At 53.4% G+C, this 25,182-nt stretch carries 25 protein-coding genes; 15 read left to right on the top strand and 10 right to left on the bottom strand.

Features of this window, described 5'->3' with window-relative positions:
* Nucleotides 1–46: 46 nt before the first annotated feature.
* Nucleotides 47–571, bottom strand: coding sequence for a universal stress protein (locus QJQ48_RS16855; RefSeq protein WP_346292407.1), 525 nt, complete (start codon nucleotides 569–571; stop codon nucleotides 47–49).
* A gap of 338 nt (nucleotides 572–909) precedes the next feature.
* On the opposite strand from QJQ48_RS16855, the gene QJQ48_RS16850 reads away from it, so the two are divergent.
* A complete protein-coding gene (locus QJQ48_RS16850) occupies nucleotides 910–2,079 on the top strand; it encodes a nucleotidyltransferase family protein (RefSeq protein WP_346292406.1) in 1,170 nt (389 codons plus the stop codon).
* A gap of 164 nt (nucleotides 2,080–2,243) precedes the next feature.
* On the opposite strand, the gene QJQ48_RS16845 is transcribed toward QJQ48_RS16850, so the two are convergent.
* Nucleotides 2,244–2,786, bottom strand: a complete 543-nt coding sequence (locus QJQ48_RS16845) for a phosphoribosyltransferase (protein ID WP_346292405.1) — start codon at nucleotides 2,784–2,786, stop codon at nucleotides 2,244–2,246.
* Nucleotides 2,787–2,918: 132 nt separating this feature from the next.
* Here QJQ48_RS16845 and QJQ48_RS16840 point away from each other — a divergent pair, with 132 nt between their 5' ends.
* Nucleotides 2,919–4,340 (top strand): MFS transporter, encoded by a 1,422-nt coding sequence (locus QJQ48_RS16840; RefSeq protein ID WP_346292404.1) that lies wholly within the window; start codon nucleotides 2,919–2,921, stop codon nucleotides 4,338–4,340.
* On the opposite strand, the gene QJQ48_RS16835 is transcribed toward QJQ48_RS16840, so the two are convergent.
* The gene (locus QJQ48_RS16835; RefSeq protein ID WP_346292403.1) at nucleotides 4,337–4,987 is read right to left on the bottom strand and encodes a hypothetical protein; all 651 of its coding nucleotides are present in this window, start codon (nucleotides 4,985–4,987) and stop codon (nucleotides 4,337–4,339) included. The two genes, QJQ48_RS16840 and QJQ48_RS16835, sit on opposite strands and share 4 nt — an antisense overlap.
* Before the next feature lie 374 nt (nucleotides 4,988–5,361).
* On the opposite strand from QJQ48_RS16835, the gene speA reads away from it, so the two are divergent.
* Entirely contained in the window at nucleotides 5,362–7,332 is a 1,971-nt protein-coding gene (gene speA, locus QJQ48_RS16830; protein WP_346292402.1) for a biosynthetic arginine decarboxylase, read from the top strand.
* Between the two features lie 18 nt (nucleotides 7,333–7,350).
* Here the strand turns inward: speA and QJQ48_RS16825 are convergent, their stop codons facing one another.
* Together QJQ48_RS16825 and QJQ48_RS16820 are read right to left on the bottom strand one after the other, a co-directional pair.
* Nucleotides 7,351–7,974 carry a hypothetical protein gene (locus QJQ48_RS16825; RefSeq protein WP_346292401.1) on the bottom strand — a complete coding sequence of 208 codons (624 nt, stop codon included), beginning with the start codon at nucleotides 7,972–7,974 and terminating at the stop codon, nucleotides 7,351–7,353.
* Between the two features lie 57 nt (nucleotides 7,975–8,031).
* Nucleotides 8,032–8,313, bottom strand: a complete 282-nt coding sequence (locus QJQ48_RS16820; protein WP_346292400.1) for a hypothetical protein — start codon at nucleotides 8,311–8,313, stop codon at nucleotides 8,032–8,034.
* 159 nt (nucleotides 8,314–8,472) lie between these two features.
* Between QJQ48_RS16820 and QJQ48_RS16815 the strand changes: the two genes are divergently transcribed.
* The 3 genes from QJQ48_RS16815 to QJQ48_RS16805 all read left to right on the top strand — a co-directional run bounded on the left by QJQ48_RS16815 (nucleotide 8,473) and on the right by QJQ48_RS16805 (nucleotide 10,956).
* Nucleotides 8,473–9,687 carry a 2,3-bisphosphoglycerate-independent phosphoglycerate mutase gene (locus QJQ48_RS16815; protein ID WP_346292399.1) on the top strand — a complete coding sequence of 405 codons (1,215 nt, stop codon included), beginning with the start codon at nucleotides 8,473–8,475 and terminating at the stop codon, nucleotides 9,685–9,687.
* A gap of 307 nt (nucleotides 9,688–9,994) precedes the next feature.
* Nucleotides 9,995–10,249, top strand: coding sequence for a hypothetical protein (locus QJQ48_RS16810; protein WP_346292398.1), 255 nt, complete (start codon nucleotides 9,995–9,997; stop codon nucleotides 10,247–10,249).
* 128 nt (nucleotides 10,250–10,377) lie between these two features.
* Nucleotides 10,378–10,956 carry a hypothetical protein gene (locus tag QJQ48_RS16805; RefSeq protein ID WP_346292397.1) on the top strand — a complete coding sequence of 193 codons (579 nt, stop codon included), beginning with the start codon at nucleotides 10,378–10,380 and terminating at the stop codon, nucleotides 10,954–10,956.
* A 129-nt stretch (nucleotides 10,957–11,085) separates the two neighbouring features.
* On the opposite strand, the gene QJQ48_RS16800 is transcribed toward QJQ48_RS16805, so the two are convergent.
* Both QJQ48_RS16800 and QJQ48_RS16795 read right to left on the bottom strand, forming a co-directional pair.
* Entirely contained in the window at nucleotides 11,086–11,517 is a 432-nt protein-coding gene (locus QJQ48_RS16800; protein ID WP_346292396.1) for a DUF6335 family protein, read from the bottom strand.
* Nucleotides 11,518–11,668: 151 nt separating this feature from the next.
* Nucleotides 11,669–11,881, bottom strand: coding sequence for a hypothetical protein (locus tag QJQ48_RS16795; protein WP_346292395.1), 213 nt, complete (start codon nucleotides 11,879–11,881; stop codon nucleotides 11,669–11,671).
* Between the two features lie 269 nt (nucleotides 11,882–12,150).
* Here QJQ48_RS16795 and QJQ48_RS16790 point away from each other — a divergent pair, with 269 nt between their 5' ends.
* From QJQ48_RS16790 to QJQ48_RS16775, 4 genes are read left to right on the top strand one after another with little or no spacing between them, the layout of a single operon-like run.
* Nucleotides 12,151–12,492 carry a cupin domain-containing protein gene (locus QJQ48_RS16790; protein ID WP_346292394.1) on the top strand — a complete coding sequence of 114 codons (342 nt, stop codon included), beginning with the start codon at nucleotides 12,151–12,153 and terminating at the stop codon, nucleotides 12,490–12,492.
* 49 nt (nucleotides 12,493–12,541) lie between these two features.
* Nucleotides 12,542–12,748 carry an acetyltransferase gene (locus QJQ48_RS16785; protein WP_346292393.1) on the top strand — a complete coding sequence of 69 codons (207 nt, stop codon included), beginning with the start codon at nucleotides 12,542–12,544 and terminating at the stop codon, nucleotides 12,746–12,748.
* A 36-nt stretch (nucleotides 12,749–12,784) separates the two neighbouring features.
* Entirely contained in the window at nucleotides 12,785–13,786 is a 1,002-nt protein-coding gene (gap, locus tag QJQ48_RS16780) for a type I glyceraldehyde-3-phosphate dehydrogenase (protein WP_346292392.1), read from the top strand.
* 60 nt (nucleotides 13,787–13,846) lie between these two features.
* Nucleotides 13,847–15,526: an alpha-glucosidase family protein gene (locus tag QJQ48_RS16775; protein WP_346292391.1), complete on the top strand. Its 1,680-nt coding sequence runs from the start codon at nucleotides 13,847–13,849 to the stop codon at nucleotides 15,524–15,526.
* Nucleotides 15,527–15,546: 20 nt separating this feature from the next.
* Here QJQ48_RS16775 and QJQ48_RS16770 read toward each other — a convergent pair whose 3' ends face one another.
* Nucleotides 15,547–16,587, bottom strand: a complete 1,041-nt coding sequence (locus QJQ48_RS16770; RefSeq protein WP_346292390.1) for an AraC family transcriptional regulator — start codon at nucleotides 16,585–16,587, stop codon at nucleotides 15,547–15,549.
* 203 nt (nucleotides 16,588–16,790) lie between these two features.
* On the opposite strand from QJQ48_RS16770, the gene QJQ48_RS16765 reads away from it, so the two are divergent.
* The 4 genes from QJQ48_RS16765 (at nucleotide 16,791) to QJQ48_RS16750 (ending at nucleotide 22,619) form a co-directional block, all read left to right on the top strand.
* Nucleotides 16,791–19,634, top strand: a complete 2,844-nt coding sequence (locus tag QJQ48_RS16765; protein ID WP_346292389.1) for a cation-translocating P-type ATPase — start codon at nucleotides 16,791–16,793, stop codon at nucleotides 19,632–19,634.
* An 11-nt stretch (nucleotides 19,635–19,645) separates the two neighbouring features.
* Nucleotides 19,646–21,679 (top strand): cation:proton antiporter domain-containing protein, encoded by a 2,034-nt coding sequence (locus QJQ48_RS16760; protein ID WP_346292388.1) that lies wholly within the window; start codon nucleotides 19,646–19,648, stop codon nucleotides 21,677–21,679.
* A 142-nt stretch (nucleotides 21,680–21,821) separates the two neighbouring features.
* A complete protein-coding gene (locus QJQ48_RS16755; RefSeq protein WP_346292387.1) occupies nucleotides 21,822–21,992 on the top strand; it encodes a hypothetical protein in 171 nt (56 codons plus the stop codon).
* 21 nt (nucleotides 21,993–22,013) lie between these two features.
* On the top strand, nucleotides 22,014–22,619 hold the full coding sequence (locus QJQ48_RS16750; protein ID WP_346292386.1) for an exopolysaccharide biosynthesis protein: 606 nt from the start codon (nucleotides 22,014–22,016) through the stop codon (nucleotides 22,617–22,619).
* An 8-nt stretch (nucleotides 22,620–22,627) separates the two neighbouring features.
* Here the strand turns inward: QJQ48_RS16750 and QJQ48_RS16745 are convergent, their stop codons facing one another.
* Nucleotides 22,628–23,383, bottom strand: coding sequence for an anti-sigma factor domain-containing protein (locus QJQ48_RS16745; RefSeq protein ID WP_346292385.1), 756 nt, complete (start codon nucleotides 23,381–23,383; stop codon nucleotides 22,628–22,630).
* Nucleotides 23,384–23,390: 7 nt separating this feature from the next.
* Nucleotides 23,391–23,969, bottom strand: coding sequence for a sigma-70 family RNA polymerase sigma factor (locus QJQ48_RS16740; RefSeq protein WP_346292384.1), 579 nt, complete (start codon nucleotides 23,967–23,969; stop codon nucleotides 23,391–23,393).
* A gap of 481 nt (nucleotides 23,970–24,450) precedes the next feature.
* On the opposite strand from QJQ48_RS16740, the gene QJQ48_RS16735 reads away from it, so the two are divergent.
* Nucleotides 24,451–25,164 (top strand): hypothetical protein, encoded by a 714-nt coding sequence (locus QJQ48_RS16735; RefSeq protein WP_346292383.1) that lies wholly within the window; start codon nucleotides 24,451–24,453, stop codon nucleotides 25,162–25,164.
* Nucleotides 25,165–25,182: the final 18 nt, after the last annotated feature.

Genomic DNA, 25,182 nt, shown 5'->3' with positions numbered 1-25,182 from the left:
CTGAAACTGAGCTAGCGACTATCTGACGATAATTTTGGGCTATGCATTAGGCTGCCGCCGAAGCTGGCGTCGCTGTTCGAGCCGCTGCTACCGTCTGGCGGGGATGGACGATGAGAACCGAGCAGGACGCATGATGCATGACATAGTTGCTGACGCTACCTAGCAGCAGTTCGCTCAGGCCGGTGCGGCGGCGACTTCCCAGAATGATCAAATCTGCATTCCAGCTTTTGGCAAAATCACAAATGGCTCGTCCAGGCTGTCCCGAAAGCTGGTCATAGTCCACGGTAATACCCGCTTCACGGGCTGTTTCAGCTTCCCGACCCAGCCATTCACGGTAACGGTTAGAAAAGGTCTGACAATCCTGGCGATAGTTGCGCCACAGCGTTTCATCAAACTCAGAGTAGTAGGGCAAGCTAGGCAAGGCTGGCGTTTCTGGATAGCCTGACTCGTTGCCGGATAAGACGTGCAGCAGCAATAGCCGAGCGGAGAGTGCTTTAGCCAGCGCGATCGCTTCTTGGAGAGCAGCCTGACTGAGATCTGATTTTTCTATAGCGGCTAGAATGCGTTTCATCAATAACCTCCTTTTTGAGGGGAAGAAGGTCTGTAGGACTGGACGTACAAACCTGAGACAGACTGGGAACAACCTGACCTCAAACCCTTCACTTATGGTTATAGGCAAAAAATCTGAGGAAGTTATGAAGGGTTTGGGAATAGAGTTTGCAGCCCGTTTGCAAAAAGTAAGCCCTCTGTAATGAGTCCTTAAACCACCCCCATGAATCTGGGCAGATCCGTATAGGCACTGATAGCATTAGCTTGAATGTGGGTTTCCTGTTTTACAGGACTGCGAATTAGCAGCTCAAATTTTTCTAACCGTGTACTAATAGCAGATTGCAACAGAGAGAAGTTTCTATGAAAGCCATGATTTTGGCAGCGGGCAAGGGGACTCGTGTACGTCCTATCACCTACACGATTCCCAAACCGATGATTCCCATTTTGCAGAAGCCCGTGATGGAGTTTCTGCTAGAGCTGCTGCGCAATCACGGGTTTGACCAAATCATGGTGAATGTCAGCCACCTCGCCCATGAAATCGAAGGCTATTTTCAGGACGGTCAGCGATTTGGGGTTCAGCTTGCTTACTCTTTTGAAGGCGTCATCGAAGAAGGGGAGCTAGTCGGTAAGGCCATTGGCTCTGCCGGCGGCATGAAAAAAATTCAGGATTTTTCTCCCTTCTTTGACGATACGTTCATCGTGCTTTGCGGAGATGCCCTGATTGATTTGGATCTGACCGAGGCCGTGCGCCAGCACCGGGAAAAAGGCTCTGTCGCTACCATCGTGATGAAGTCGGTTCCCCTGATGCAGGTGCCTAGCTATGGGGTTGTTGTCACTGACGAGGAGGGGCGAATTCAGTCTTTCCAAGAAAAGCCTGCTGTTGAAGAGGCTCTCAGCACCAACATCAACACGGGTATCTATATTTTTGAACCCGAAATTTTTGACTACATTCCTTCCGGTCAAGAATTCGACATCGGCGGCGATCTGTTTCCGAAGCTGGTAGCAGCCGGTGCCCCGTTCTATGGCATCAACATGAATTTTGAGTGGGTGGACATTGGCAAAGTGCCTGACTACTGGCAGGCAATTCAGGACGTGCTGACTGGCAAAGTGAAAGGCGTCAAAATTCCGGGACAGGAAGTTAAACCCGGCGTCTTTACGGGCCTGAATGTTAAGGTCAATTGGGATAAGGTACATGTGGAAGGGCCAGTCTTTATCGGCGGTATGGCACACATCGAAGACGGCGCGACCATCATTGGCCCTAGCGCCATTGGCCGCAACTGCTGTATCTGCAGCGGCGCCGTTGTGGATAAGAGCGTCATTTTTGAGTACTCCCGCATCGGCTCCGGCGTCCGCCTCATCGATAAGCTGGTGTTTGGCCGCTACTGCGTTGATAAGCTCGGCGCTTCCATCGACATGCAGGCAGCAGCCCTTGACTGGCTAATCACCGATACCCGCCAGCCAATTCCGGCCGAGCCGCCGCTGGAACATCAGGCGATCGCGGAGCTGCTAGAGCAACACGCGACTGCCTAAAGCTAAAGTCAGGAACCTATGCCAGCGCCCGGTAGCGTAAAACCTACCGGGTAGTTTTTTGGCAGCACACCCTGCGGTATTTTCCAGTTGCGGCCCCCCTTCTACTGAGTGAGCGTCGATTTTGGCAAGAATTAACCTAGCGGATTTAAACGGGGCAGCTGATTTCAAGAAGCGCTAGAGGTCTTCGCCGTGGCAGCCGCCTGATGGTTTGCTGCGAGCTGGCTCAGCTCCAGTCGCTCATATTTCTCAAACGGCTGATGAATCCAGGGATTATCCGGCAGGTAGTCCACATAGAAGTCCGGCTTAATCACCGAGCAGTCCTTATACCACAGCACTGCCGTTTTCACTTCGTCAATATAAAAACCATACTTGCGATCGAGCCACACCAGCGATCGCTCCAAACTCAGGCCCGAATCCACCAGATCATCAACGACCAGTACCCGGCTCCCCAAGCTCGCCGTCGTCATGCTGAGATCCCGCGAAAAAGTGATCGCGCCGCGCTGCTGATTATTGGGGCCGCTGTAGGAAGCCGTAGAGAGAATAGCCAGAGGCAGATCAAATAGGCGACAGAGGATATCTCCAATCCGCACGCCGCCTTTGGCTAAACAGACAATTTGGTTAAACTGCCACCCTGACTCGTAAACTTGAATTGCTAATTGCTCAATTTTCTGGTGATAGTCTGACCAGGTGATATACAGATCGGACATAGTCTATTGATAATGGTGAAGCGCCAGAGAGCGACATAAATCCCGATCTTATCCGAAAGCAGTGAATTTAGGTGTAGCTGCTCGGCATAAAAGGCGATCGCGCTGGCAGGCTATTGTTTATGGCTTAAGTCTATGACCCCTTCCCCAGCCGACAAAACTCCAGCAGGCAGTGAAAAACTCAGCTTCCCCACTAAGCTGGCCTATGGGGCCGGGGATCTTGGCCCCGCCATGACCGCCAATGTTCTGGCTTTTTTCCTGCTATTTTTCTTCACCAACGTAGCCGGCCTCAACCCAGCACTCGCGGGCAGCATCCTGCTGATTGGTAAGGTGTGGGATGCCATCAATGACCCGATTGTGGGCGTGCTGAGCGATCGCACCCAGTCGCGCTGGGGTCGGCGCTACCCCTGGATGATGTTTGGCGCGGTGCCCTTTGGCCTGTTGTTTATCGTGCAGTGGCTGGTGCCCTCGACTAATGCCTGGGTGCTGTTTGCCTACTACGTGCTGGTTTCAGTCTTGTTCAATATTGCCTACACCGCCGTTAACCTGCCTTATACCGCCCTCACCCCAGAGCTAACGTCAGACTACAACGAGCGCACCAGCTTGAACAGCTTTCGCTTTGCTTTCTCGCTAGGCGGCAGCATTCTCTCTCTGGTTTTGGCCCAGATCATCTTTTCTCAGATGGCCGGTAATCCGGTCGGCCAGTATACGCTGCTGGCCAGCATCTGTGCGGTGCTGTCAGTGGCCTCTCTCTTTTGGTGCGTCTGGGGAACCTGGAGCCGTAGCTATGCCGCTACGGGCCGCGATCGTGGAGAGCAGGCCGTAGACGATACCCCGTTTACCGAGCAGTTGCGGATTGCCTTACGCAATCGCCCCTTTCTGTACGTCATTGGTATTTATCTCTGCTCCTGGCTGGGGGTGCAGGTGACGGCGGCCATCATTCCCTACTTTGTGGTCAACTGGATGGGCCAGCCGGAGGCCGTGTTTACCCAAGTCGCTCTAGCAGTCCAGGGAACGGCGCTGATCATGCTGTTTATTTGGGGGGCGATTAGCAACCGGGTAGGGAAAAAGGCCGTCTACTTTATGGGCATGGTGCTGTGGATTGGGGCACAGGCTGGCCTGTTCTTTTTACAGCCCGGTCAGGTTGGCCTGATGTATGGACTAGCCGTTATTGCCGGACTGGGCGTTTCCACGGCCTACCTGATTCCCTGGTCGATGATGCCGGACGTGATTGACCTTGATGAGCTGCAGACGGGCAAGCGGCGGGAGGGCATTTTCTACGGCTTTATGGTGCTGCTGCAGAAGTTTGGCTTAGCCATCGGCCTGTTTTTGGTGGGACAGGCGCTGGAACTCTCCGGCTTTCAGGAAAGCGTCGCCGGACAGCCCATCCCCGTACAGCCCGACTCAGCCCTGCTAGCGATTCGTATTGCCATCGGCCCGCTGCCCACCATTTGCTTGATTATCGGCCTGATTTTGGCCTATTTCTATCCCATTACCCGCACAGTTCACGCCGAGATTTTGCTGAAGCTAGCGGAGCGGCAGCAGCGCGAATCTTAGCTCAAACGCTCTGCTGGCAGACTGGGATAGGGCGCGGCGTTAGACTGAGCCTCAGAAGCGACGGTCGCTTTAACTACAAAGATAGTGACAACGGTGGCAATGAAGATGCCGACAGAGGTGATAAAACCGACCTTGGCGGCAGGAATGCTTTTACGGACCGCTAGAATTGTCAGGGCAAAGATGGCAGCAATAAACAGCCGTGAAACTAAGACCATGCGCGGGAAAGCGACGCCAACGGTAATCAGAATCAGGCTAAAGGAAACCGCTAGCAGAGAGATCTGGAGCCGCTGCCAGTAAATGCTATTGGCCTTAGCCGTCGAGTATTCCAGCGGCAGGCAGAGGCGAGGACTAAACAGACGCAGAATATCCTGCAGCAGAAAAACCACGGCACTGGCAACCAGCGCAAAAACTGAGATTCCTTGCAGGGCTGTGACAGAGACACTGCTGCCAAGACCGAGCGTTGCTACCAAGGCAATGACGCTGCTAATGCCGTAAGCGATCGCCGCTGTGGCTAAAATCCAGGCGATATCTAGCAGCAAACTGCCAGCGATCCGACCGCCGCGAGCGGTTCCCTGCTGCCGGGTAGCGGTAGCAGCGGGGCGATGAGCCACTAGCGTTCGAGATTTAGAAACTTTAGGAGAAGTCATAAAAATGCTGCTTTTAAAGGGTGCCGGTAAACTCACTGAGCTATCCAGGCACCATGACGAATTGATCAGGTCTTCTGTATGAATTTTAGATGATACTTTCTTTAAGGTTATGGAAATTTGACCAAAGCCTACAAGTGGGTTCACCGAAAATTCATCAAATAGCCGCGGCTTCTTTTAGTTAAACGGCAACTTTTTAGACTTAGATAGAGTAAATCTACGTAGCCTCTGATTGGAATTACTCATCTCCCCAATCGGCTGCTATCAGACTTCCGTGAAATACCTCAGCATGAGGATCCTTCGCAGTGGGGTGGTTTTTGGGCAGTTTAGGCAGATAAACTGTCTATTCGGTAGGCATACTTAAGGAGGAGTCACTCATGGAAGTAGAACAGCGGGTAGAACTGTTGCGGGAAAAATATCAGGCTTCTAGTGAGCGTTTAGCCCCTCCTTCAGCCCTAAAACCGATGTGGACGCTAGAAAATAGCGAAGAGCTTTATCGCATTCGTGGCTGGGGCGATCCCTATTTTTCAATCAACGCTGCCGGACACATTACAGTTTCACCCAGGGGCGATCGCGGCGGCTCGCTTGACCTGTTTGAGCTGGTAGAAGCGCTGAAGCAGCGTAACTTGAGCCTGCCGATTTTGATTCGCTTCTCCGATATTTTAGAAGACCGGCTAGAACGGCTCAATGCCTGCTTTGCCAAAGCGATCGCCCGCTATCGTTACAGCGGTGAGTATCGTGGCGTGTTTCCGGTCAAGTGCAACCAGCAGCGTCACCTGGTCGAAGATTTGGTGCGCTTCGGCAAGCCTCATCGTTTCGGCCTCGAAGCGGGATCCAAGCCGGAGCTGATGATTGCCCTAGCCATGTTGGACACGCCGGGGGCGCTGCTGATCTGCAACGGCTATAAAGACCGGGAATACATTGAAACCGCCATGCTCAGCCAGCGGCTAGGGCAAACCCCGATTATCGTGCTGGAGCAGCTGGAAGAGGTGGAGCTGGTAATTGAGGCTAAGCGCCGTCTGGGAATTCAGCCAATTTTGGGGGTGCGGGCTAAGCTCAGTACCCGAGGCATGGGGCGCTGGGGCGTTTCAGCAGGCGATCGCGCTAAGTTTGGCCTGACGGTGCTAGAAATTCTGACGGCGGTTGAGCGGCTGAGAGAAGCCGACATGCTGGACTGCCTGCAGCTCCTCCATTTTCACATTGGCTCCCAAATTTCCGCCATTAGCACCCTCAAAGATGCTTTGCGGGAAGCGGCGCAGATCTATGTGGAGCTAGCCAAGCTGGGGGCCAAGATGGGCTACCTGGACGTGGGCGGCGGTCTGGGAGTAGACTACGACGGCTCTAAGACCAACTTCCACGCCTCCAAAAATTACAGCATTCAAAACTACGCCAATGACATTGTGGCCGAGGTGAAAGAAGCCTGCGAGGCCAGCGGCGTGTCCCTGCCGACGTTAGTGAGTGAGAGTGGCCGGGCGATCGCCTCTCATCAGTCGCTCTTGGTTTTCGACGTGCTGGGCACCAGCGATGTCCCCAGCGGCCCCCCAGAACCCGCCAGCGAAGACGATCACCTGATTGTCCGCAACCTCTATGAAACTTATACCTCAATCAGTCCCCGCAATTACCAAGAGGCTTACCACGACGCGGTGCAGTTCAAAGAAGAGGCCACGAGCCTCTTTAGCTTTGGCTATCTGGGGCTACGGGAGCGGGCCAAGGCCGAGCGGCTGTTTTGGGCCTGCTGTGAGAGGATTTTAGGGATTGTGCGCCATGAGGACTACGTGCCAGACGATCTCGAAGATCTCGAAAAGATCATGGCCTCGATCTACTACGTCAACCTCTCAGTCTTTCAGTCGGCCCCCGATAGCTGGGCCATTGACCAGCTCTTTCCCATCCTGCCAATTCATCGCCTGAACGAAGAACCCACCTGCCGGGGCACCCTCGCCGACCTCACCTGTGACAGCGACGGCAAAATTGAGCAGTTTATCGATCTGCGGGACGTGAAGCCGGTCCTAGAGCTGCATCCGCTGCGGCCCCACGAACCCTACTATCTGGGCATGTTCCTCAATGGAGCCTACCAGGAAATTATGGGCAATCTGCACAACCTGTTTGGCGATACCAACGCGGTACACATTCACCTGACGCCGAAGGGTTATCAGGTGGAGCATGTCGTCAAAGGAGACACGATGAACCAGGTGCTAGGCTATGTGCAGTACGATTCTGAGGATCTGATTGAACAGCTCCGTCGCCGCGCCGAGCGGGCCTTGCAGGACCAAAAAATTACCCTGCAGGAGTCTCAAATGCTGCTACAAAACTACGAGCACAGCCTCAGCCGCTATACTTACTTGGCTTAACGTTCGAGCCATAAGGTTTTACTCTTCAGATTCTACTGTTTCCTCAGTAGCTGCTGGGGGGGATGGTTCGGGAGAGGGGGTGGCGATATCTTCTGCCAAGATGTCCTGCAGCGCTTGGGTCAATACGACCAGGGTGCGCTGGCGATCGCCCACGTTTTCGTCCAGTTCCTCAACTGTCGTTTGTAGGGCTTGAATATCCTGCTGATAGCGCTCTAGAACATTAGGCAGATTGTTGGGTACCTGCCGCTGTAGGGTGGTGACCTGGTTGGCGATCGCCGCGACCTGCTCCGGCTGAGTTGTATCGATCGCCGCCAGCTGAGCCTGCATTTGGGCAATTTGAATCTGCTGGCTGCGGGAGCTAAAGAGCTGCCAGGTAACGAGGCCGCCAAACAAAATAAACGTCAACAATAGGCTAATTCTGAGCCGACCTAAGCGCCGCCGCAGTTGCTGAACAGACTTTTCTGCCGTATTAGTTTCGGAGAGCGCTGCTAGCTTCAGCTCCAGCACTTCGCGGGCAAGTTCTTCTAGGTGGGTGTCGGCAGTCGAGGCCCGTACCAGACTGCTAGAAGACTCGCTGGCAGGGGGCACAGATGGGGCAGCGCTGTCGGCAGCGGTTGAGTCAGAGACGGTCGAATCAGACATGATAAATCAGAATTTCTACACAAGCTTTTGTCAGGGGCGATCGCAGCTAAACCTCAGCTAAGGCGTCTCAGTCAGCTCAGCCTGACTTTGCAGTTGCTGCTGCAGTGAGCGCACCTGGCTGTAGGTAAACGCTAGACCAATTCCCAAAGCGATCGCAACTGTGCCTAACAGAATCACGCTGATCAGCCAGCGCTGTTGCAGGTGGTGAATAGCCGTTTGCAAAGAGCTGACGTCTTGCTGCGTATGTTCTAGGCGCTTGACGGCCCGCAGATCAGACCAAACGTCGGCAGAGCGAGTTGTCCCTGAATTGGGACTGTCCGAATCGGAGTTGGGCGACATGGTTATAGCCTCAAAAATCTCTAACGACGAATTAATTGAGCGAAAGATTAGGCGCTAGGTAAAGACCTCTATCCTTTGGGAGTTTCTTTAGCGCCTCTAAGATCTGGTATAACGCGAGGCATGAGCGACGTGTCATATTAGCCAGCCCTATTCACAAATATGGATATTACAAAAATTTGGGAAGATCTTGCTTGGGAAAGGGGCGGAAAAATTGTCTATCTAATTTTAGACGGCGTTGGCGGACTCCCAGACGCTGAGCGGGGCGGCACTGAGCTACAGGTGGCTGACACCCGTAATTTAGATCAGCTAGCCAAGGAGTCGAGCTGCGGTCTACTAGAAATTGTCGGGCCAGGTATTACCCCCGGCAGCGGGCCAGGCCACCTATCCCTGTTTGGCTATAACCCGCTAGCCTATCGGATTGGCCGGGGGGTTCTGTCGGCTCTGGGCATTGACTTTGATTTACAGGCGGGCGACGTAGCGGCGCGGGTCAACTTTGCCACGGTGGATGAAGCGGGCAAGGTGAGCGATCGCCGGGCGGGCCGCATTGCCACCGACTTGAATAAAAAGCTCACTCAAAAAATTCGCGATCGCGTCAGCCTTGACTTTGACGGCACTTTTTTCTTTGAAACCGTCAGCGAACACCGCGCCGTACTGGTCCTGCGGGGTAAAAATTTAGGCGGAAACCTGCGAGATACCGATCCGCAGCAGACGGGCATACCTCCGGCTGAACCAAAGGCTAAAGACGAAGATGCGGTACTTACAGAAAAGCTAGTGCGCTCCTTCCTTGAACAGGTCAGAGAAGTTTTAGCAGATGAAGACCCAGCCAATATGGTCTTATTGCGCGGATTTGAGCGCTATGAACCGCTGCCGTCTTTGCAGGAGCGCTTTAAGCTCAAAGGACTCTGCATTGCTGACTATCCCATGTATCGCGGCGTCAGTCGCATGGTCGGCATGGATTTAGTCGATCCGCCCGGCGGCATTGAGGCTCGCTTTAAAGCGCTACAGACTCACTACAGCAAGGACTACGACTTTTTCTTTGTCCATGTGAAAAAGTCTGACAGCCTGGGAGAAGATGCCGATTTTGACAGCAAAGTCTCGCTGATTGAGACGGTAGATCGGTTGCTGCCGCTAATCACGACGCTGGTGCCTGACGTACTGGTGGTGACGGCAGATCACTCAACGCCAGCGACAATGGGCAAACATAGCTGGCACCCGGTACCGCTGATGATTTATAGTCCCCATGTGCGGGTAGACGGCGTGGCCCACTATGATGAATACAATTGCCGCCAGGGAATGCTGGGCATTCGTCCGGGGCTGCACCTAATTGGGCTAGCGCTAGCCAACGCGGGACGGCTACAGAAATTTGGCGCTTAATCCTTTCCCCCTCTAAATCGGCTTTTGTGTAGGGGCAGTACTAAAGAAGAGAGTCGAGGATAAATCATTACGAGATGGCTTTACAAGAGTTACTGTTTGCTCATTTCCTTGACATTAGTCACTTACCCTAACTCACTTGGCGGTTCTTAAGCAGGAAGTGCTTGATTCTATTCTTATCGCTAAATAACAGTATCCTGACGGTGCAGTAAATTTTTCTTTAAAAACTCTGAGAAAAACTGAGAGCGAGATATCCTAAAACTTAGGTAGTATTGAGGCTATTTACAGTACTGAATCAGGGTTTATAGAGATGACAAATGAGACTTCGCTGGATTCAATTGTTAGTTTGGATCCAATCGTCAGCATTAGAATAAACGATTTAGTTAGAGAAATTGTAGAGTCAAATGTAACGCCTGAAAGAGACACTTATGAAGTTGAAATCAGTATCAGAGAAGTTACCACTGGTAGAGTGCATCTAGCAGTAGCTGGAGAATGTGTGACGGAAAACGGGAAGCCAGGTGAATGGGAAATAGTTAATGGCGAGAAGGTATGCAAGCCTCTATAAGCGAATCTCAGCAGTAACGAATAGGAATTGTTAACTCGTGCTTTGCGTAAAGCCGGCGATTTATCTTTGAAAATAAGAGCTTTTAGATTCTGACAGTGGCTATTCAAAAATGAATTAGTCTAAATATTATGGACAAGCAAAAAGAAGCCAATCAGAAGGAGCATGAAATTCCTGCGAGTAATACATCTTTCTCATCTCGGCTTCTAAACTCTGCTTTTATTGATAAGTACGATATTACAACAGCGCTTGTATCGAAGATCTTTTGGCCCTTTGTTGTCTTAATTTTAGCTATTTCTTTTAGTACAGAGTTAAGTACCATTCTATATCGTCTTTCTAAGACAACGATAATTAGAGTTGGGGACAACGAGATTCTAATCCCTAGCGATCTTTTTAGCGTACAAGATCCTGACGCATATAAACTTATCAAGAAGCTAAATCGAGACGAACTCGAGTGTGTTCTGTGGTTAGCGGGAATAGGCGTCAATCTGAAAAGCACAACTCTCTCCGCCGATGATTCGCGCATGTACGAAGCTTTACACCAGCATGAGCTTATATATTTTACGGATGCTGATGGTAATCTAACAGACTTAGTTGAAGCAGATTCACTCAAGCAAACTGAAATGGGTAAACGGGTTTACCGGGAGTTGGGAAGCATTTTAGTGTCTGTTGTTGCGGGTATATCTAATGCTCAAGAGAGCCAACCCTAAATCCCAGGTTTCCGAAAAGGAATCTAGGATTGGCTCGTTGCAATGATAAGAATTAAAGTCTGAAGTCATCCGTTGGATGAGCATACTCCTTAATACACATACTGAATTGAGGTGAGCATTACGCTTGGACTAAACTGGGGGATTATTACCCCGTGCTAGGGGATCTAGCTCAGCTCGTTCGCGATCGCGGGCGTGCATCCGCTCGGTAATTTCTAGCGGTTTTTCGTCCACCGCTTCAATGCCCATCGCTTCGCCAATGTCATCGACTACGTTTTGGTCAGGCGTTGGCGTGGTGCCGCCCACCGCTTCTTCTCCTACCACTTTGGCCTGATCGGTCATGGCGTCTGGGTCGCCGCCCACCGTGGAAGCCCCAGCGGCGCTGTACTCATGGCTATTGGCAACGGCAGCACCTGCAGCAACGCTGTTATCCTCTGCGCCCACGCGAACAGCTTCCGTCATAGAAGCCGCTTCCGCCTGCTGTTTGGGAGCTGTATTCGGCTGTTCTGGATTGCCTGCCGTTTTGTGTCCTTGCTGTTGTTCTTGGGGTCGCTGGTCTGCCATCTAAGCTCCTTACTTTACTTGGAATATTTGGAATATTTCTGTTGCGAACTCCGCCACGATCCCGCTTCATTAGCTGCCGCAGAATTGCGCCAAAAGGCCAAACTGCAACAGAGCAATCTGCGGAGCGATCGGAGCGATCGCAGATGATTAGTTATTCGTCTCGGTCTTCGCGAATAAAGCCCGCTCTGGAAGTCTCAGGATCGTTGAGCATCTGCGGGGTGACAGCCGGATTCTCAACGACTTCTTGAGGATGTTGGCCAGTTTCGCTGTTGTAGACCAAGTCTTGAGGATCAACTGTTTTCTCGTCAGCAGCCTGCTGCTTTGCCTGCTCGTCTGCTGCAGATTGGGATTTTGGATGAGTCATATAAATTTTTAAACCGTCAGCGAAATTCGTATTGGCGATCGCCTGCTGTGAAAGCTACTTTGCGATCGCTGTCATTGCCACCCTAGCCAAAAAACAATTCTATGTACTCTAACTAGCTACTGATATTTGCTTTCCTGCCGGGGCAAGTTCTCTCTACAGAAGGACGCCAGCGCACCCGCTTTTTTTTATGGTCGAGTCAGATTGCCCGTGCGTTGACGACGCTCTGTGAGGCAACTGTTCTAATTACATTTTGAAGGAATTAAATTCATATGCCAGAGGCTTCCATCTCAAAAACTAACGAGCAAAACGCCACGACCGGCAAAATGGGTCAGGCTTACCTAGCGGCAGGCGACAAGCTCGCGATGCGCCTGTGGCAAGAAGAAGCTCCCAGCGAACCCAAACCTGAAACCCGGCGCGACTATGAAACGGTCGGCTACGTGATTGCAGGTAAGGCCGAGCTGCATTTGGAAGGCAAAGTAACTCAGCTTCAGCCCGGTGATTCCTGGGTCGTACCGCAGCAGGCTTCTCATACCTATCGCATCTTAGAGGCTTTCACCGCCGTTGAGGCTACCAGCCCTCCTGCCCGCGCCCACGAGCGCGATGCAGCTTAAAACACGGCCAGATCAGCGTCTAAATTTAGCAAGTTTGAGGAGTTTTACCATGCTTATGCAGAACAAAGAAACCGGGATTTTGTTTAAGGTCACCGATACGGAAGCCTTATTTAATCCGGTTGAGAACGAAGTCACTGGTCAGCCTCAAGCCGGACAGGAAGAGCAGCCGCCAGAGAGCGTCAGCAAAACCAAGCTAGTTTTTCCGTCTGGAGAGCAGCTACCCGTTTGCTGGACAGATCCAGATTATCGCCAGTAAGCAGGACTAAAGTATAGCGAGTTTGAAGGGGAGCTTATGGTCCGTGTGGCAATCAACGGCCTGGGACGCATCGGTCGGGCAGCGCTGAAAATTATTGTAGAGCGGCCAGAATTAGAGCTGGTTGCGATCAATGACCTGGTGGATCCCAGCAATCTGGCCTATTTGCTGAAATATGATACCGTCTACGGACGCTATTCCCAGTCGGTGACGGCAGATGAAGGCAGCTTGACGATTGGGGATACAACCTATAAGGTCTTTGGCGAGAAAGATCCGGCCCAGCTCCCCTGGAGCGATCTGGGGATCGAGGTCGTGTTTGAATGCACCGGCGTCTTTCGTAAGCAGGAAGGGCTCGAAAAGCACCTGCAGGCCGGAGCTAAGCGCGTTGTCTTATCGGCTCCAGCCAAGAGCGAGGGCATTGCCACCGTCGTTTACGGAATTAATCAGCAGAGCGCCGATGAGGCCAAAACGGTTTCTTGTGCGAGCTGTACCACTAACTGCATCGCCCCGGTTGTAGAGGTAATGCAGCGACGGGTCGGCATCAAAAAGGCAATTATGACCACAATTCATGCCTACACTTCCAGTCAGGCGATTGTGGATGCGCCCAGCTCTAAGTATCGGCGGGGACGGGCAGCGGCGGCTAACTTCGTCCCGACCAGTACCGGCGCGGCGATCGCCACTACAGAAGTCCTGCCTGAACTCAAAGGCAAGTTCAACGGCGTTGCGGTGCGCGGCCCGGTGCCCGTTGGCTCTATCTCTGATATGGTTTTCGTCTGCGATCGCCCGGTACAGGTAGAAGAGCTGAATCAGATTTTCCGCGATGAGGCCGAAACGGATCGCTATCGGGGCGTTTTGGGTGTTTCTGAAGATCCAATCGTCTCTGCCGACATCATTCAAGATGACAGAGCCTCCATCGTAGACTTAACCATGACTCAGGTGGTCGATGGCGATTTAGTCAAGATTATGAGCTGGTATGACAATGAGTGGGGCTATGCCAGCCAGATGGTGCGTCAGGGAATCCGACTGGCTCAGCAGCTTTAGCAGCCAGAATCTTGGGCGCACCTCTAGAAAAACAAGCAGTTATTTAGTCAATTCAAGCCTATGGTCGTTGAATCACAATCTCCTATCGTTCTTAGCCGTGAGCAGTCGCCCGACTGGTGGCGCAGCGCGGTAATTTACCAAATTTACCCCCGCAGCTTCATGGACAGCAGCGGCGATGGGGTGGGAGATCTCGGCGGTATCTTAGCGAAGATTGACTACGTGGCGTCTCTGGGGGTTGATGCGGTTTGGATCTCGCCTTTCTTCAAGTCGCCGATGAAAGACTTTGGCTACGACATCTCTGACTACTGCGCGGTTGATCCCATATTTGGTACGCTGCCAGACTTTCAAAACATCCTGGCGGCAGCCCACGATCGCGGCTTGAAAGTGCTGATTGATCAGGTGTGGAACCATACCTCCGACCAGCATCCCTGGTTTCAGGAAAGCCGCAGCAGCAAAGACAATCCCAAAGCTGACTGGTACGTTTGGGCTGACCCCAAGCCGGACGGTACGCCCCCTACCAACTGGCTGGCCACTTTCGGTGGTAGCGTTTGGACCTGGGAACCTCGCCGCCAGCAGTACTATTTGCACAATTTCCTGGTGGAGCAGCCCGACCTCAACTGGTATAACCCGGAGGTGATTGAGGCAATTAAACAGGTAGGTCGCTTCTGGCTAGATTTGGGCGTCGATGGTTTCCGCCTGGATGTCGTCAACTTCTTTCTCTACGATCGCCAATTGCGAGACAATCCCCAGCGGCCCCCGGATAAGCCACGACCGGCTGGAGCCTCCCCCAGCGATCCTTTCTTTTCCCAGCTCAATCTCTACAATTTCTGCCAGCCCAATATTGATGACGTGCTGCAGCCGATTCGGCAGCTCATGGAGGAATATCCAGGCACTACCACCTTGGCCGAAATTAGCAGCGCCGAGGACACCATCGCGACCTCTAGCGAATACGTACAGGGCCGCGATCGCCTCCACATGGCCTACAACTCATCCCTGATGAACGATGAGCCGCTGACCCAGGAACGACTCCACCAGATGATTGCGCGGGTTGAAGCAGCTTTTGCGGACGGCGTGATTTGCTGGACAGCCGGTACCCACGATTTCCCCCGGCTCAAGAGCCGCTGGAGCAAGTTTCATGTCTCTGAGGATATTCAGGAAGAATTTGATCACCTGTTTGTGGCGCTGCTGATTTCCCTGCGTGGTAGCTGCTGTATCTATCAGGGGGACGAGTTGGGGCTGACCCAGGCGGACATTCCCTTTGAGAAAATGCAGGATCCCTTTGGCATTGCTGGCTATCCCTCAATTCTGGGTCGTGATGGTTCCCGCACGCCCATGCCCTGGCACAAAGACCAGCCCCACGGCGGCTTCACCACGGCGGTTGACCCTTGGCTGCCCGTCCCGGCTGAGCATTTGGCTCATGCCGTAAATGTCCAAGAGGTCGATCCTAACTCCCTGCTGCACAAATACCGGCAACTGATTCGCTGGCGTAGCCAGCAGCCTGCCCTGCGCCAGGGCCAGCTTACCCTGCTAGAAACAGCAGAGCCGGTCTTGGCCTTCGTCCGTCACAGCGACGAACAAAAACTGCTGTGCGCTTTTAATCTCAGCTTTGAACCTGTAGAACTGAGCTTAGCCCAGCACCCTGACTGTCAGGACAAGCCTGAAACCGGCTTTGACTATCAGCGGCAGGGCGATCGCATAGAATTACCACCCTACGGCGTTTATTTTGGAGAGCTGCCCTAGCTTGCAGATGATGGCATGGTTCAGCGGCAGGCGAGCCGAAATTCACCGGGCGTATGGCCTGTCCAGCGACGAAAGGCCCGGTTGAAGGCACTGTTTTCAGAAAACCCCAGCAGGAAAGCAATTTCGCTGGTGGTGAGCTGAGGATCTCGCAAATACTGAAACGCCAGTTCGCGGCGCATTTCATCTAAAAGCTGCTGGAAGGAGGTGTTGGCCTGCTCCAGCTTACGCTGCAGCGTGCGGGGAGAATAGCCCAACTTCTGGGCGATCGCCTCTAGTCTGGGTTCACGGCCTCGTAGTTCTACCGTCATTAGGTGACGGATTTGATTGAGTACTGTATCCGACTGGGGGAGCTGGCTCAGCAGCGTTTCGGCGTAGCGATCAAGCAGGTCGCACAGTCCTGGATTGGCATTGACCAGCGGCGCTTCCAGCCAGTCGGCATCAAATACCAGGCTGTTTTCAGCACAGCTAAACGCCAAGTCGGACTTAAAAACCCGCTGATAAACCGACAGATCTAACGGCCTAACCTGCTGCAGCCTAATGCTGATAGGCGACCAGCGATCGCCCAAACTCCGCCGCGCCCACAGCACTAAGTTAGCCAGCGTCCAGCTACCGCTGATGGCAGGCAGCATCAGCGTCGGATTAATTGCCGTGTGGGTGAGGCAAGCCGTTTTAGCCTCAACTGTTAGGGCAAACGTGAGGCCCTCATGCAGCAGCCGACTGTAGCGCACGAGCCGATCGAGAGCCTTCGCCAGCGTGGGACTGTGGGTCATGGCATAGCCGGTAACGTTGAAGGCTTCTAGCTCAGTCAGCTCCGCTAACATCGCCCCAATGCAGGGATCTGGAGCAACCTGGGCGATCGCCTGCCACAGGGCTGCTAGCTTGGCATGGGGTAGCCGACTATCTGCATCTGCTAGCCCCTCAGCCGTGAGTCCTGCTTTTTTCAGTAAAATCCCTACAGGCAGATCGGCTCGCTCTGCGGCTGCCAAAATTCCGTGAATCAATTTGACCGAAACTAAGTAGCAGGTGTCCACGTAGCGCTCGAAGAGGGGGATAGCTGACATTTTAGGTCAGTCTTATTGACGTTTTGAGTCAACCTGCTGGCCTTTCATTCCTTCTAAGCTAAATAAATAGCTTCAAATAGCTTCAGTTTGGGCCAGGTACCTGCAGTCTCAATCGGCTCAAAGCCTACTTCACCTCAGCTTTGGGGTGATTTTTTTGAATCTAGTTAGCGTTCAGTTTTCTTTACGTTTTCTAATTGAACTCAATGACGTCAGCCACCACCCCATCCGTACAGACTAATTTTCAGCCGCCTGCAGACGATACGCTCTGGCATACGCTCGATACCGGAGTCAGTCTCAGTCAGCTTCAAAGCGATCGCCACACGGGTCTTACCCAGGCTCAGGCTGAACAGCGGTTAAGTCTGTACGGGCCGAACGAGCTAGAGGAAAAAGCCGGACGCAGCGCCTGGGCAATTTTTTACGACCAGTTCACCAACATCATGCTGCTGATGCTGATGGCCGTCGCCATTGTCTCAGCAGTGCTGGACTGGCAGACTCAGCAGTTTCCTAAAGATGCGATCGCTATTTTCGCCATTGTGCTGCTCAACGGTATCTTGGGGTATCTGCAGGAGAGCCGGGCGGAGAAAGCGCTAGCTGCCCTGAAACAGATGTCTTCACCCAAGGTGCGGGCGCTGCGGGACGGCAAGATGGCCGATATTTCAGCGCGGGAGCTGGTGCCCGGTGACATTGTGTTTTTGGAGGCAGGGGTGCAAATTGCGGCTGATGGGCGGCTGCTAGAGGCGGTCAACCTGCAGGTGCGAGAAGCGGCGCTGACGGGAGAGGCGATCGCTATTTTGAAGCAGGCTGAACTGGACCTGCCGCCAGAGGCTGATTTGGGCGATCGCCTCAATTTAGTCTTTCAAGGCACCGAGGTGATCCAGGGCCGGGGAGAGGTGCTGGTCACCGCTACGGGCATGCAGACCGAGCTGGGCCGCATTGCCAATCTGCTGCAGTCGGTAGAATCTGAACCGACTCCGCTACAGCAGCGCATGACCCAGCTAGGCAATACGCTGGTGAGCGGCTCCCTAGTTCTAGTTGCTTTGGTCGTGATTGGAGGCGGCTTTGCCCTGGGCTGGGATCGTCTAGCCGATTTGCTGGAAGTCTCTCTCAGCATGGCGGTGGCGGTGGTGCCAGAGAGCCTGCCCGCTGTCATCACCGTGACATTAGCCTTGGGAATGCAGCGCATGGTCAAGCGCCACGCCCTGATTCGCAAACTGCCAGCAGTGGAAACCCTGGGATCTGTGACCACCATCTGCTCGGACAAGACGGGTACCCTCACCCAAAACAAAATGGTGGTGCAGACAGTTCATACTCACTCACAGACCCTTCAGGTTACTGGCGAAGGCTACGCCCCGACCGGTGCGTTTCTGCCGCTAGGGGCAGACGCCACCGCGCCGCTGGCCCCGGATGCTTTTTCCGCCGAGCTGCAGCTTTTGTGCCTCACCAGCTTGATTTGTAATGACGCCGTTCTGCAGAAGGAGTGGGGCGAGTGGGCCATCTTGGGCGATCCAACTGAGGGGGCGTTACTATCGATGGCAGCCAAAGCAGGCTTTTCCAGGGACGAGTGGACACGGAACTTGCCGCGAGTGGCTGAGTTTCCCTTTTCCTCTGAGCGCAAACGCATGAGCGTTGTTTGCCATAACCAGCTTGAGGCTCCCTTAGCGTCGCTGACTGCTGCCTATTTCACGTTTGCCAAGGGATCGCCAGAGCTATTGCTGGGCTGCTGTACTCACTATCAGACAGGCGAAACCGTTGCGGCTTTTAACGCCGCAGAGCGGGATCTGATCTTGCAACAGAACGATCGCTTTGCCAGTCAAGGGCTACGGGTTTTAGGGCTGGCCTACAAACCTTTGGAGGAGGCGGCTAACGCCAGTTCGGAAGCGATCGCCGAGCGGGACCTGATCTGGCTGGGGCTGGTAGGCATTATGGACCCGCCGCGACTGGAGGTGAAACAGGCTGTGGCCGCCTGTCAGAGTGCTGGCATTCGCCCGGTGATGATCACCGGCGATCATCAGCTGACGGCCCAGGCGATCGCCCAGGAACTAGGCATCTTGCGAACGGGCGATCGCGTCCTCACCGGACGTGAACTTGATCAGCTTAGCCAAGCAGACCTCAAAGCCCAGATTGATACCGTCAGCGTCTATGCCCGCGTTGCGCCAGAGCACAAGCTGCGAATTGTCAAAGCCTGGCAGCAGCACGGTCAAATTGTGGCGATGACCGGGGATGGCGTCAATGATGCTCCAGCGCTGAAGCAGGCCGACATTGGCATTGCGATGGGGATTACCGGCACCGATGTCAGCAAAGAGGCGGCAGACATGGTGCTGCTAGACGATAACTTTACCTCCATCGTGGCCGCTACTGAAGAGGGCCGGATTGTCTACGACAATATCCGCCGCTTTATCAAATATGTTCTGGGCAGCAATATTGGCGAAGTGCTGACCATTGCCGCTACGCCCCTGCTGGGACTGGCAGGGGTTCCCCTCACCCCCCTGCAAATCCTCTGGATGAACTTAGTGACGGACGGTCTGCCTGCTCTCGCCCTGGCAATGGAAAAGGCCGAACCCGATGTGATGCGCCGCCCCCCCTATCCGCCCCGCGAAAATATTTTTGCCCGGGGGCTGGGACTGTACATGATTCGGGTCGGCCTGATTCTGGCTATCTTGACGATCGCGCTGATGGTCTGGAGCTATGCCCATACCCACGCGCCCGGCTATAGCCGCGACCCCGATACCTGGAAAACGATGGTCTTTACCACCCTCTGCCTGGCCCAGATGGGACATGCCCTGGCAATTCGCTCTCAAACCCGGCTCACGATTGAGATGAATCCTTTTTCCAATACTTTTCTGCTGGGGGCGATCGCCCTCACCACCGTCCTGCAGCTCCTGCTGATTTATGTCCCGGCTCTGCGCGACTTTTTCAATACCTACTGGCTTAGCCCCACAGAGCTACTAATCTGTGTGGGGGTCAGCGTATTGATGTTTGTCTGGCTGGAAGCTGAAAAGCTCGTGATTCGCCTGCGGTTTCGTCAAAATAAGCATATCTCCTCTTAGAGAATAAGCTGATGGAACAGTTTCCGAGCTGGATTGCCGCTAACCCGATTGCCTCGTTCACGCTGCTGCTGCTCGCCAGCCTGACCGTGCCGCCTCTATTTGAGCGGCTGCGCTTGCCAGGGCTAGTGGGGCTGCTGATTGCCGGGGTGATTCTAGGTCCCTATGGGTTGCGACTTTTAGATCCGCAAACGGAGACGGTAAAGCTGCTCTCCGACATTGGCAAAATCTATCTGATGTTTGTCGCCGGACTAGAAATTGACATGCAGGCGTTTCGCAAAACCCGCGATCGCTCTCTCAGCTTCGGCTTTGCTACGTTTATTGTGCCGCTAATCTTTGGCACCCTCACGGGCAGACTTTTTGGCTTTGGCTGGAACGCTTCGATTTTGATTGGCTCGCTGCTGGCTTCCCATACGCTGCTAGCCTACCCGCTGATTCAGCGGCTGGGCGTCGTCCGCAACGAGGCCGTCACCGTCACCGTGGGCGCCACAATTTTCACCGACATCAGCGCCCTGATGGTGCTGGCCATCTGCGTTTCTATCCATCAGGGAGAATTTTCCTGGTATAGCCTGCCGCTGCAGCTCGGTCTGTTGGCGGCCTATGCCACTACAGTGCTTTGGGGATTAGACCGCTTGGGCCGCGCCTATTTTCGCCGTACGGGCAACGATGAAGGCAACCAGTTTCTGTTCATCCTGCTGGCTCTCTTTTTAGCGTCTGTCGGTGCCCAACTGATTCGCACAGAAAATATTGTTGGGGCTTTTTTGGCAGGGCTGGCGGTTAATGACGTTTTAGGCCGGGGCGCAGTCAAGGAAAAAATCGAGTTTGTTGGCGGTGTCCTGTTTATTCCCTTTTTCTTCGTGGCGATGGGGCTGCTGATTGACATCCCGGTGTTCACGCAAACGCTGCTGAGCGAGCTACTGCTGGTCGCCGCTGTTGTCGCCAGCCTCATTGGCAGCAAGTTTTTAGCCGCCCTGTCTGTCAAAAGGCTTTATCGCTATACCTGGAGTGAAACCCTGACTATGTGGTCGCTGTCCCTACCCCAGGTAGCGGCAACTTTGGCGGCGGCACTGGTAGGGCTAGAGGTGGGGCTGCTGAGCGAAGCCCTGTTTAACAGCATCATCGTGCTGATGCTGGTGACTTCAATCCTAGGACCAGTTCTCACCCAGCGCTTTGCCAGTCAGCTACCATTCTCGGAAGCTGACGCGGCGGCGGCAGCGTCACCGCCTGCTGAGGATCCCACCGGCGATCGCTCAATTCTTGTCTCTGTCTATAACCCGATTACAGAGCCTTATCTGATTGAAATGGCGGCTTTGCTAGCCCAGGAGCGAGAAAAAATTGTCCCCTTAGCGATCGCCCAAGCCTCTACCCATCTCAACGAAGCTCAGCTCAGCGAAACCATCTGGCGCAGCCGCAAGCTGCTGAAACAGGCGGCAGAAATTAGCCACAGTCTAGGCTTAGAAACCAGGCCGCTGCTGCGGATTGACAGCGATGTGGCGCTGGGCATTTGTCACGCAGCCAGAGAAGAAGACGCCCGGCTCATTCTTATGGGCTATGGCGACATGACGACGCTGCAGGCCCGCCTGCTGGGCAATGTGATCGATCAGGTGTTTAGAATTAGCCACTGTCCCGTAGCCGTCATGCAGCTCCGAGATTCTCCCCGCGCCCTCAAGCGTATCCTAGTCGCGATTAAAGACCTGCTAGCCCCTAGCCTACAGCTTGTCTGCCTGGCCCAGCAGCTTGCCCACGCCAATCAAGGAACGGTGACTGTACTGCACATTTGCCCGCCAACCACCTCTCAGGCTAAGCGTCACGAATTCAAGCGGCAGCTAGTGGATACTCAGTCGCTACTGCCTACCAGCAGACTGAAAGTGGTATCTCACACCGACACAACTGCCACTATTTTGCGGGTATCTCAGCCCTTTGACATTGTTATGCTGACGGACTCTCGAACTCACGTCCTAGCCGGACTCACGCCGGATGACCTCACCCTGTCGCTGATGCAAAAGCTAACCTGCTCAACAGTCCTGTTTTCGGCCAACACAGCTTAGCGGACTAACCCAGCTAAATCCAAAAGGCTAGCGCCGCAGCCGCCTGCACGGCAAAATTCAAACCCAACAGAAACGCGCTGCAAAAACTTTCTCACATGCCAACGTCTCTACTTACAGCTTGTATCGCTGGAGGAACCCGGTCATGAAATCTGTACGGCAGTTTTTTCTAAGTCCCTGGCCCCTGTTTATTGTCATGGCCTTGAGCAGCCTGACAGTGCTGTCAGGCAGTCTGTTTTGGGCTAGTCAAATGTCTGAAAAGCCGACGCCCGCTCCCTTGGCAGCTCCCAAAAGCGCGACTGACCCGCAGTATTAATCAGGATCCAGTAAGCTCTCCATGCACCTGCGTTTCTCCAAAGACCTAAAAGCGCTGCTAGAAAAGCTGGCAGCGCAGCCCTTGACAATAGCCGATATTCTCAAAGAAACCTCTGAACGAGGCTTCTGTCTGGTCATCGGTCTGCTGGTGATGCCGTTTTTGTTTCCCATGCCACCGGGATTCACGACGATTTTAGGTTCAGCCTGTCTGCTGCTAGCGGCGCAGATGGCCATTGGCCGCAAAGTTCCCTGGCTACCTCAGCGAGTTGCACGCTTTCAGTTTCCCCAGCCGTTTGTAGCTCAGCTTTTAGTCAATCTGGAGAAGCTCACCAAGATTTTGGAAAAAGTGGCCAAACCTCGCTGGTTGAGCATCGCGGAAAGCAGACACGTCTGGCAGCTCAACGGTATCTGTATTACCTGGCTGACTCTGCTGCTGATGGCTCCTGTGCCGTTTACCAATCCAGTACCGACAGCAGGTATTTTGCTGCTGTCAATTGCCACCCTGGAAGCCGACGGATTGCTGATGTTTGTTGGCTATGGGCTGGTCGGTTTGAATACGGCGCTGTTTGGCTCGGTGGCCTATTTTCTGTGGCGATCGCCCGAAATGCTGCAAAATCTCTTTAGCTAAGAGGCAGCTTAAATCGGCTCAATCAGGATGGGGGAGGCTAGATGCTGCTGCGGCGCTGCGGCATTTTCGATCGTGACGGCCACAGCCACAACCTGACTGCGATCGCGGAAAATGCTCGGCACTGTAATGGTTTTAGCCAGTTCCCCTGTTTCATCAACGGTAAAGGTGTCGGTCAAAATTGCGTTCTTCTCGTCAGCCGTGACGACGGCATCCGGTGCGACTACCGTCCAGAGAGCATAGACCTGATCAGCCGGCAGTGGCGGCAGGTTTTCTGCGCTCAGGCTGCCTTCTAAGCTGTCTGGATCAATCGTGAGGCTGACGGAGCCAGAGACAGTCGCCGTTTCGGTCGGTTCTAGGTCAAAGGTAAGAGCGGTGGCGGGTAGCTCTTCTCTGCTAGCGGTCTGGAGCGATCGCCAGAGGGTATAGTTGCTGATGCCGAGGGCGACAATTAAGGCCGCCGCGATCGCCCCCCAGGCTTTTTGCCAACTGCTAAAAGAAATGACGCTAGCGGACTTTTGGGGCATGGTAGCTGTCTGTGCCAGCTCATAAGCGCTCAAAATAGAGGCTTTTAGGTGCGCGGGGGGCGGTGTTTCATTGACATAAGCCATCTCTAAAATTCGCTGCATCTGCTCAACTTCCCGCATCAGGTCCGGATTGCCCGCTAGCATTTGTTCAAAGATGGCTGCTTCCTTCGGGCTGAGATCGCCCAGGACATAGCCTGCAATCAAAAGCTGTTGATGTTCTGAAGATACAGACCCGGTCATTCTGAATTTAATCCAAATTATCTTGTAGCAGTTGTCGCAATTTGAGCAGTCCCCGTCGCGCCCTAGCTTTGATCGTACCCAAGGGAGTTTGAAGCTGCTCAGCAATAGTGGCCTGAGTCAGTCCCTCGTAATAGGACATGTGCAGCACCTGTCGCTGATTTTCCGAAAGACCTGCCAGCGCTGCTCTAATTTCCTGAGATTGCTCCTCCTGCTCCATTTCTTCAACAGGAGGATTAGCAGACATCAGCCCGTAGTCAGCCTGCTGGCGCTTCAGGGCGGTTTGCCCGGTTCGCCGCGATCGCAGACGATCAATAGCTCGCGACCGGGTCAGGATAGCCAAATAGGTTCTGAGCGAACCGCGCTGAGGATTGTAGGCATCGGTTTGCGCCAGTTTAATAAAAATATCCTGGGTCAAATCCTCGGCCTCCTGGGTTGTCAGCACTTTTGACGCTATGCCATACACCAGGCCAGCATGGCGGTCATAAATTTGACCTAAAGCCTCTGTTTGCCCAGATTTGAGGGCTAGCCAAAGTTCTTTATCAGTAGCAGCGTCGTCTCCAGCAAGGTTAGACCGCTCAGAATCCATAAATATGAGGACACCCGGACACTGTCTTCTGAACTATCCTACAGCCTAGATAATTTATCTGAGCGGTTTGAATTTGCCTGCACCCTGTTGCCATGCCCAACACTGACGCCACCATAGCCCCCACAGCCGTAAATTCTGATTCTGTCTCAACACAGTCTTTGCTCGTGATAGAAGTTGATAAGCTGCTTAATTTGCCGCTCTTATTGAATGTACGCAACTCTGTCAGTTCTGGATGCTTATTTCTGGCACAAATTCTTTCTGAGGGAAGATTTCAGATCAGGCATAGTCTGGTGGAAGCCCGTTAACCAGGTTCAGCTTTGAAATCTGGCATACTGCTCAGTTCGAGCTGTTTTAACAGCGATATAGTAATTGTCTATAAACCCCTGCCGCGATCGCCCATCAGCCAAAAGCTGTCCCCCGGAGTCACCAAATCAAATAGCTTTTGCGCCGTCCTTTTCCCACGCCTTTTATAGACTTAAAGATGAAAATTGCCGCTGCTAGTTTCGCGTTTTTGGTGGGTCTGAGCCTGATTGGCTGCAATGTTGCAGAAACTGAGCCAGATGCTGCTGATAGTTCCCCTATGTCTGCAGACATTTCTACCCCCGCCGCAGATTCAGACACCTCTGCGACTGCGGAAACTGCTGAAGCCAATGACTTTTTAATCGTACCGGGTGAACGGGTAGGCCCGATTACAGAGGCTACCACCTATGACGATCTCGTTACTTTGTTTGGCGAAGCCGCCCTGACTAATACCACTTGGCCGGGGCCAGAAGGCTCTTTTAACCTACCTGCCACTGAGGTTGATTTAGGGCCTGATCAATCTTTCTTAGCGGTTTGGCTCGACGAGGCGCGATCGCAGCTCTTCAGCATTACTCAGCTAGGTCGCGACTGGCAAACCCCAGAAGGCATTCATGTCGGCATGCCTCTGTCTGAGCTAGAAGCGGTTTTGGGGCCTTTTCAGCTCAGCGGCTTTGGTTGGGACTATGGCGGCTATGCCTTTTTAGAAGGGACTGAACTAGCCGAATACCAGGGAGATCTCTATATCCGTTTATCGCCCGCCTCAACTACGGCAGTGAATGAGGCAGACATGATAGCCGTTTCGGGAGACCGGGTTTTTGACTCGGACAATCCCAACCTGCAGGCCGTAGATCCGACAGTCGTTAATCTTGATGTTGAGTTTCGCCAACTCGAATAAGGCATTCGCTATTCTAGA

Origin of the sequence: Sphaerothrix gracilis Ecp01, from assembly GCF_030405905.1 — a bacterium.
GTDB lineage: Bacteria > Cyanobacteriota > Cyanobacteriia > Phormidesmidales > Phormidesmidaceae > Sphaerothrix > Sphaerothrix gracilis.
Note: the sequence above shows the minus strand (reverse complement) of the source record. Positions and strands in the feature narration are given on the sequence as shown.

Excerpts from the sequence above, each read along its gene's own strand:
- QJQ48_RS16855 (WP_346292407.1), bottom strand. The coding sequence starts at position 571 with ATGAAACGCATTCTAGCCGCTATAGAAAAATCAGATCTCAGTCAGGCT.
- QJQ48_RS16850 (WP_346292406.1), top strand. The coding sequence starts at position 910 with ATGAAAGCCATGATTTTGGCAGCGGGCAAGGGGACTCGTGTACGTCCT.
- QJQ48_RS16845 (WP_346292405.1), bottom strand. The coding sequence starts at position 2,786 with ATGTCCGATCTGTATATCACCTGGTCAGACTATCACCAGAAAATTGAG.
- QJQ48_RS16840 (WP_346292404.1), top strand. The coding sequence starts at position 2,919 with ATGACCCCTTCCCCAGCCGACAAAACTCCAGCAGGCAGTGAAAAACTC.
- QJQ48_RS16835 (WP_346292403.1), bottom strand. The coding sequence starts at position 4,987 with ATGACTTCTCCTAAAGTTTCTAAATCTCGAACGCTAGTGGCTCATCGC.
- speA (WP_346292402.1), top strand. The coding sequence starts at position 5,362 with ATGGAAGTAGAACAGCGGGTAGAACTGTTGCGGGAAAAATATCAGGCT.
- QJQ48_RS16825 (WP_346292401.1), bottom strand. The coding sequence starts at position 7,974 with ATGTCTGATTCGACCGTCTCTGACTCAACCGCTGCCGACAGCGCTGCC.
- QJQ48_RS16820 (WP_346292400.1), bottom strand. The coding sequence starts at position 8,313 with ATGTCGCCCAACTCCGATTCGGACAGTCCCAATTCAGGGACAACTCGC.
- QJQ48_RS16815 (WP_346292399.1), top strand. The coding sequence starts at position 8,473 with ATGGATATTACAAAAATTTGGGAAGATCTTGCTTGGGAAAGGGGCGGA.
- QJQ48_RS16810 (WP_346292398.1), top strand. The coding sequence starts at position 9,995 with ATGACAAATGAGACTTCGCTGGATTCAATTGTTAGTTTGGATCCAATC.
- QJQ48_RS16805 (WP_346292397.1), top strand. The coding sequence starts at position 10,378 with ATGGACAAGCAAAAAGAAGCCAATCAGAAGGAGCATGAAATTCCTGCG.
- QJQ48_RS16800 (WP_346292396.1), bottom strand. The coding sequence starts at position 11,517 with ATGGCAGACCAGCGACCCCAAGAACAACAGCAAGGACACAAAACGGCA.
- QJQ48_RS16795 (WP_346292395.1), bottom strand. The coding sequence starts at position 11,881 with ATGACTCATCCAAAATCCCAATCTGCAGCAGACGAGCAGGCAAAGCAG.
- QJQ48_RS16790 (WP_346292394.1), top strand. The coding sequence starts at position 12,151 with ATGCCAGAGGCTTCCATCTCAAAAACTAACGAGCAAAACGCCACGACC.
- QJQ48_RS16785 (WP_346292393.1), top strand. The coding sequence starts at position 12,542 with ATGCTTATGCAGAACAAAGAAACCGGGATTTTGTTTAAGGTCACCGAT.
- gap (WP_346292392.1), top strand. The coding sequence starts at position 12,785 with ATGGTCCGTGTGGCAATCAACGGCCTGGGACGCATCGGTCGGGCAGCG.
- QJQ48_RS16775 (WP_346292391.1), top strand. The coding sequence starts at position 13,847 with ATGGTCGTTGAATCACAATCTCCTATCGTTCTTAGCCGTGAGCAGTCG.
- QJQ48_RS16770 (WP_346292390.1), bottom strand. The coding sequence starts at position 16,587 with ATGTCAGCTATCCCCCTCTTCGAGCGCTACGTGGACACCTGCTACTTA.
- QJQ48_RS16765 (WP_346292389.1), top strand. The coding sequence starts at position 16,791 with ATGACGTCAGCCACCACCCCATCCGTACAGACTAATTTTCAGCCGCCT.
- QJQ48_RS16760 (WP_346292388.1), top strand. The coding sequence starts at position 19,646 with ATGGAACAGTTTCCGAGCTGGATTGCCGCTAACCCGATTGCCTCGTTC.
- QJQ48_RS16755 (WP_346292387.1), top strand. The coding sequence starts at position 21,822 with ATGAAATCTGTACGGCAGTTTTTTCTAAGTCCCTGGCCCCTGTTTATT.
- QJQ48_RS16750 (WP_346292386.1), top strand. The coding sequence starts at position 22,014 with ATGCACCTGCGTTTCTCCAAAGACCTAAAAGCGCTGCTAGAAAAGCTG.
- QJQ48_RS16745 (WP_346292385.1), bottom strand. The coding sequence starts at position 23,383 with ATGACCGGGTCTGTATCTTCAGAACATCAACAGCTTTTGATTGCAGGC.
- QJQ48_RS16740 (WP_346292384.1), bottom strand. The coding sequence starts at position 23,969 with ATGGATTCTGAGCGGTCTAACCTTGCTGGAGACGACGCTGCTACTGAT.
- QJQ48_RS16735 (WP_346292383.1), top strand. The coding sequence starts at position 24,451 with ATGAAAATTGCCGCTGCTAGTTTCGCGTTTTTGGTGGGTCTGAGCCTG.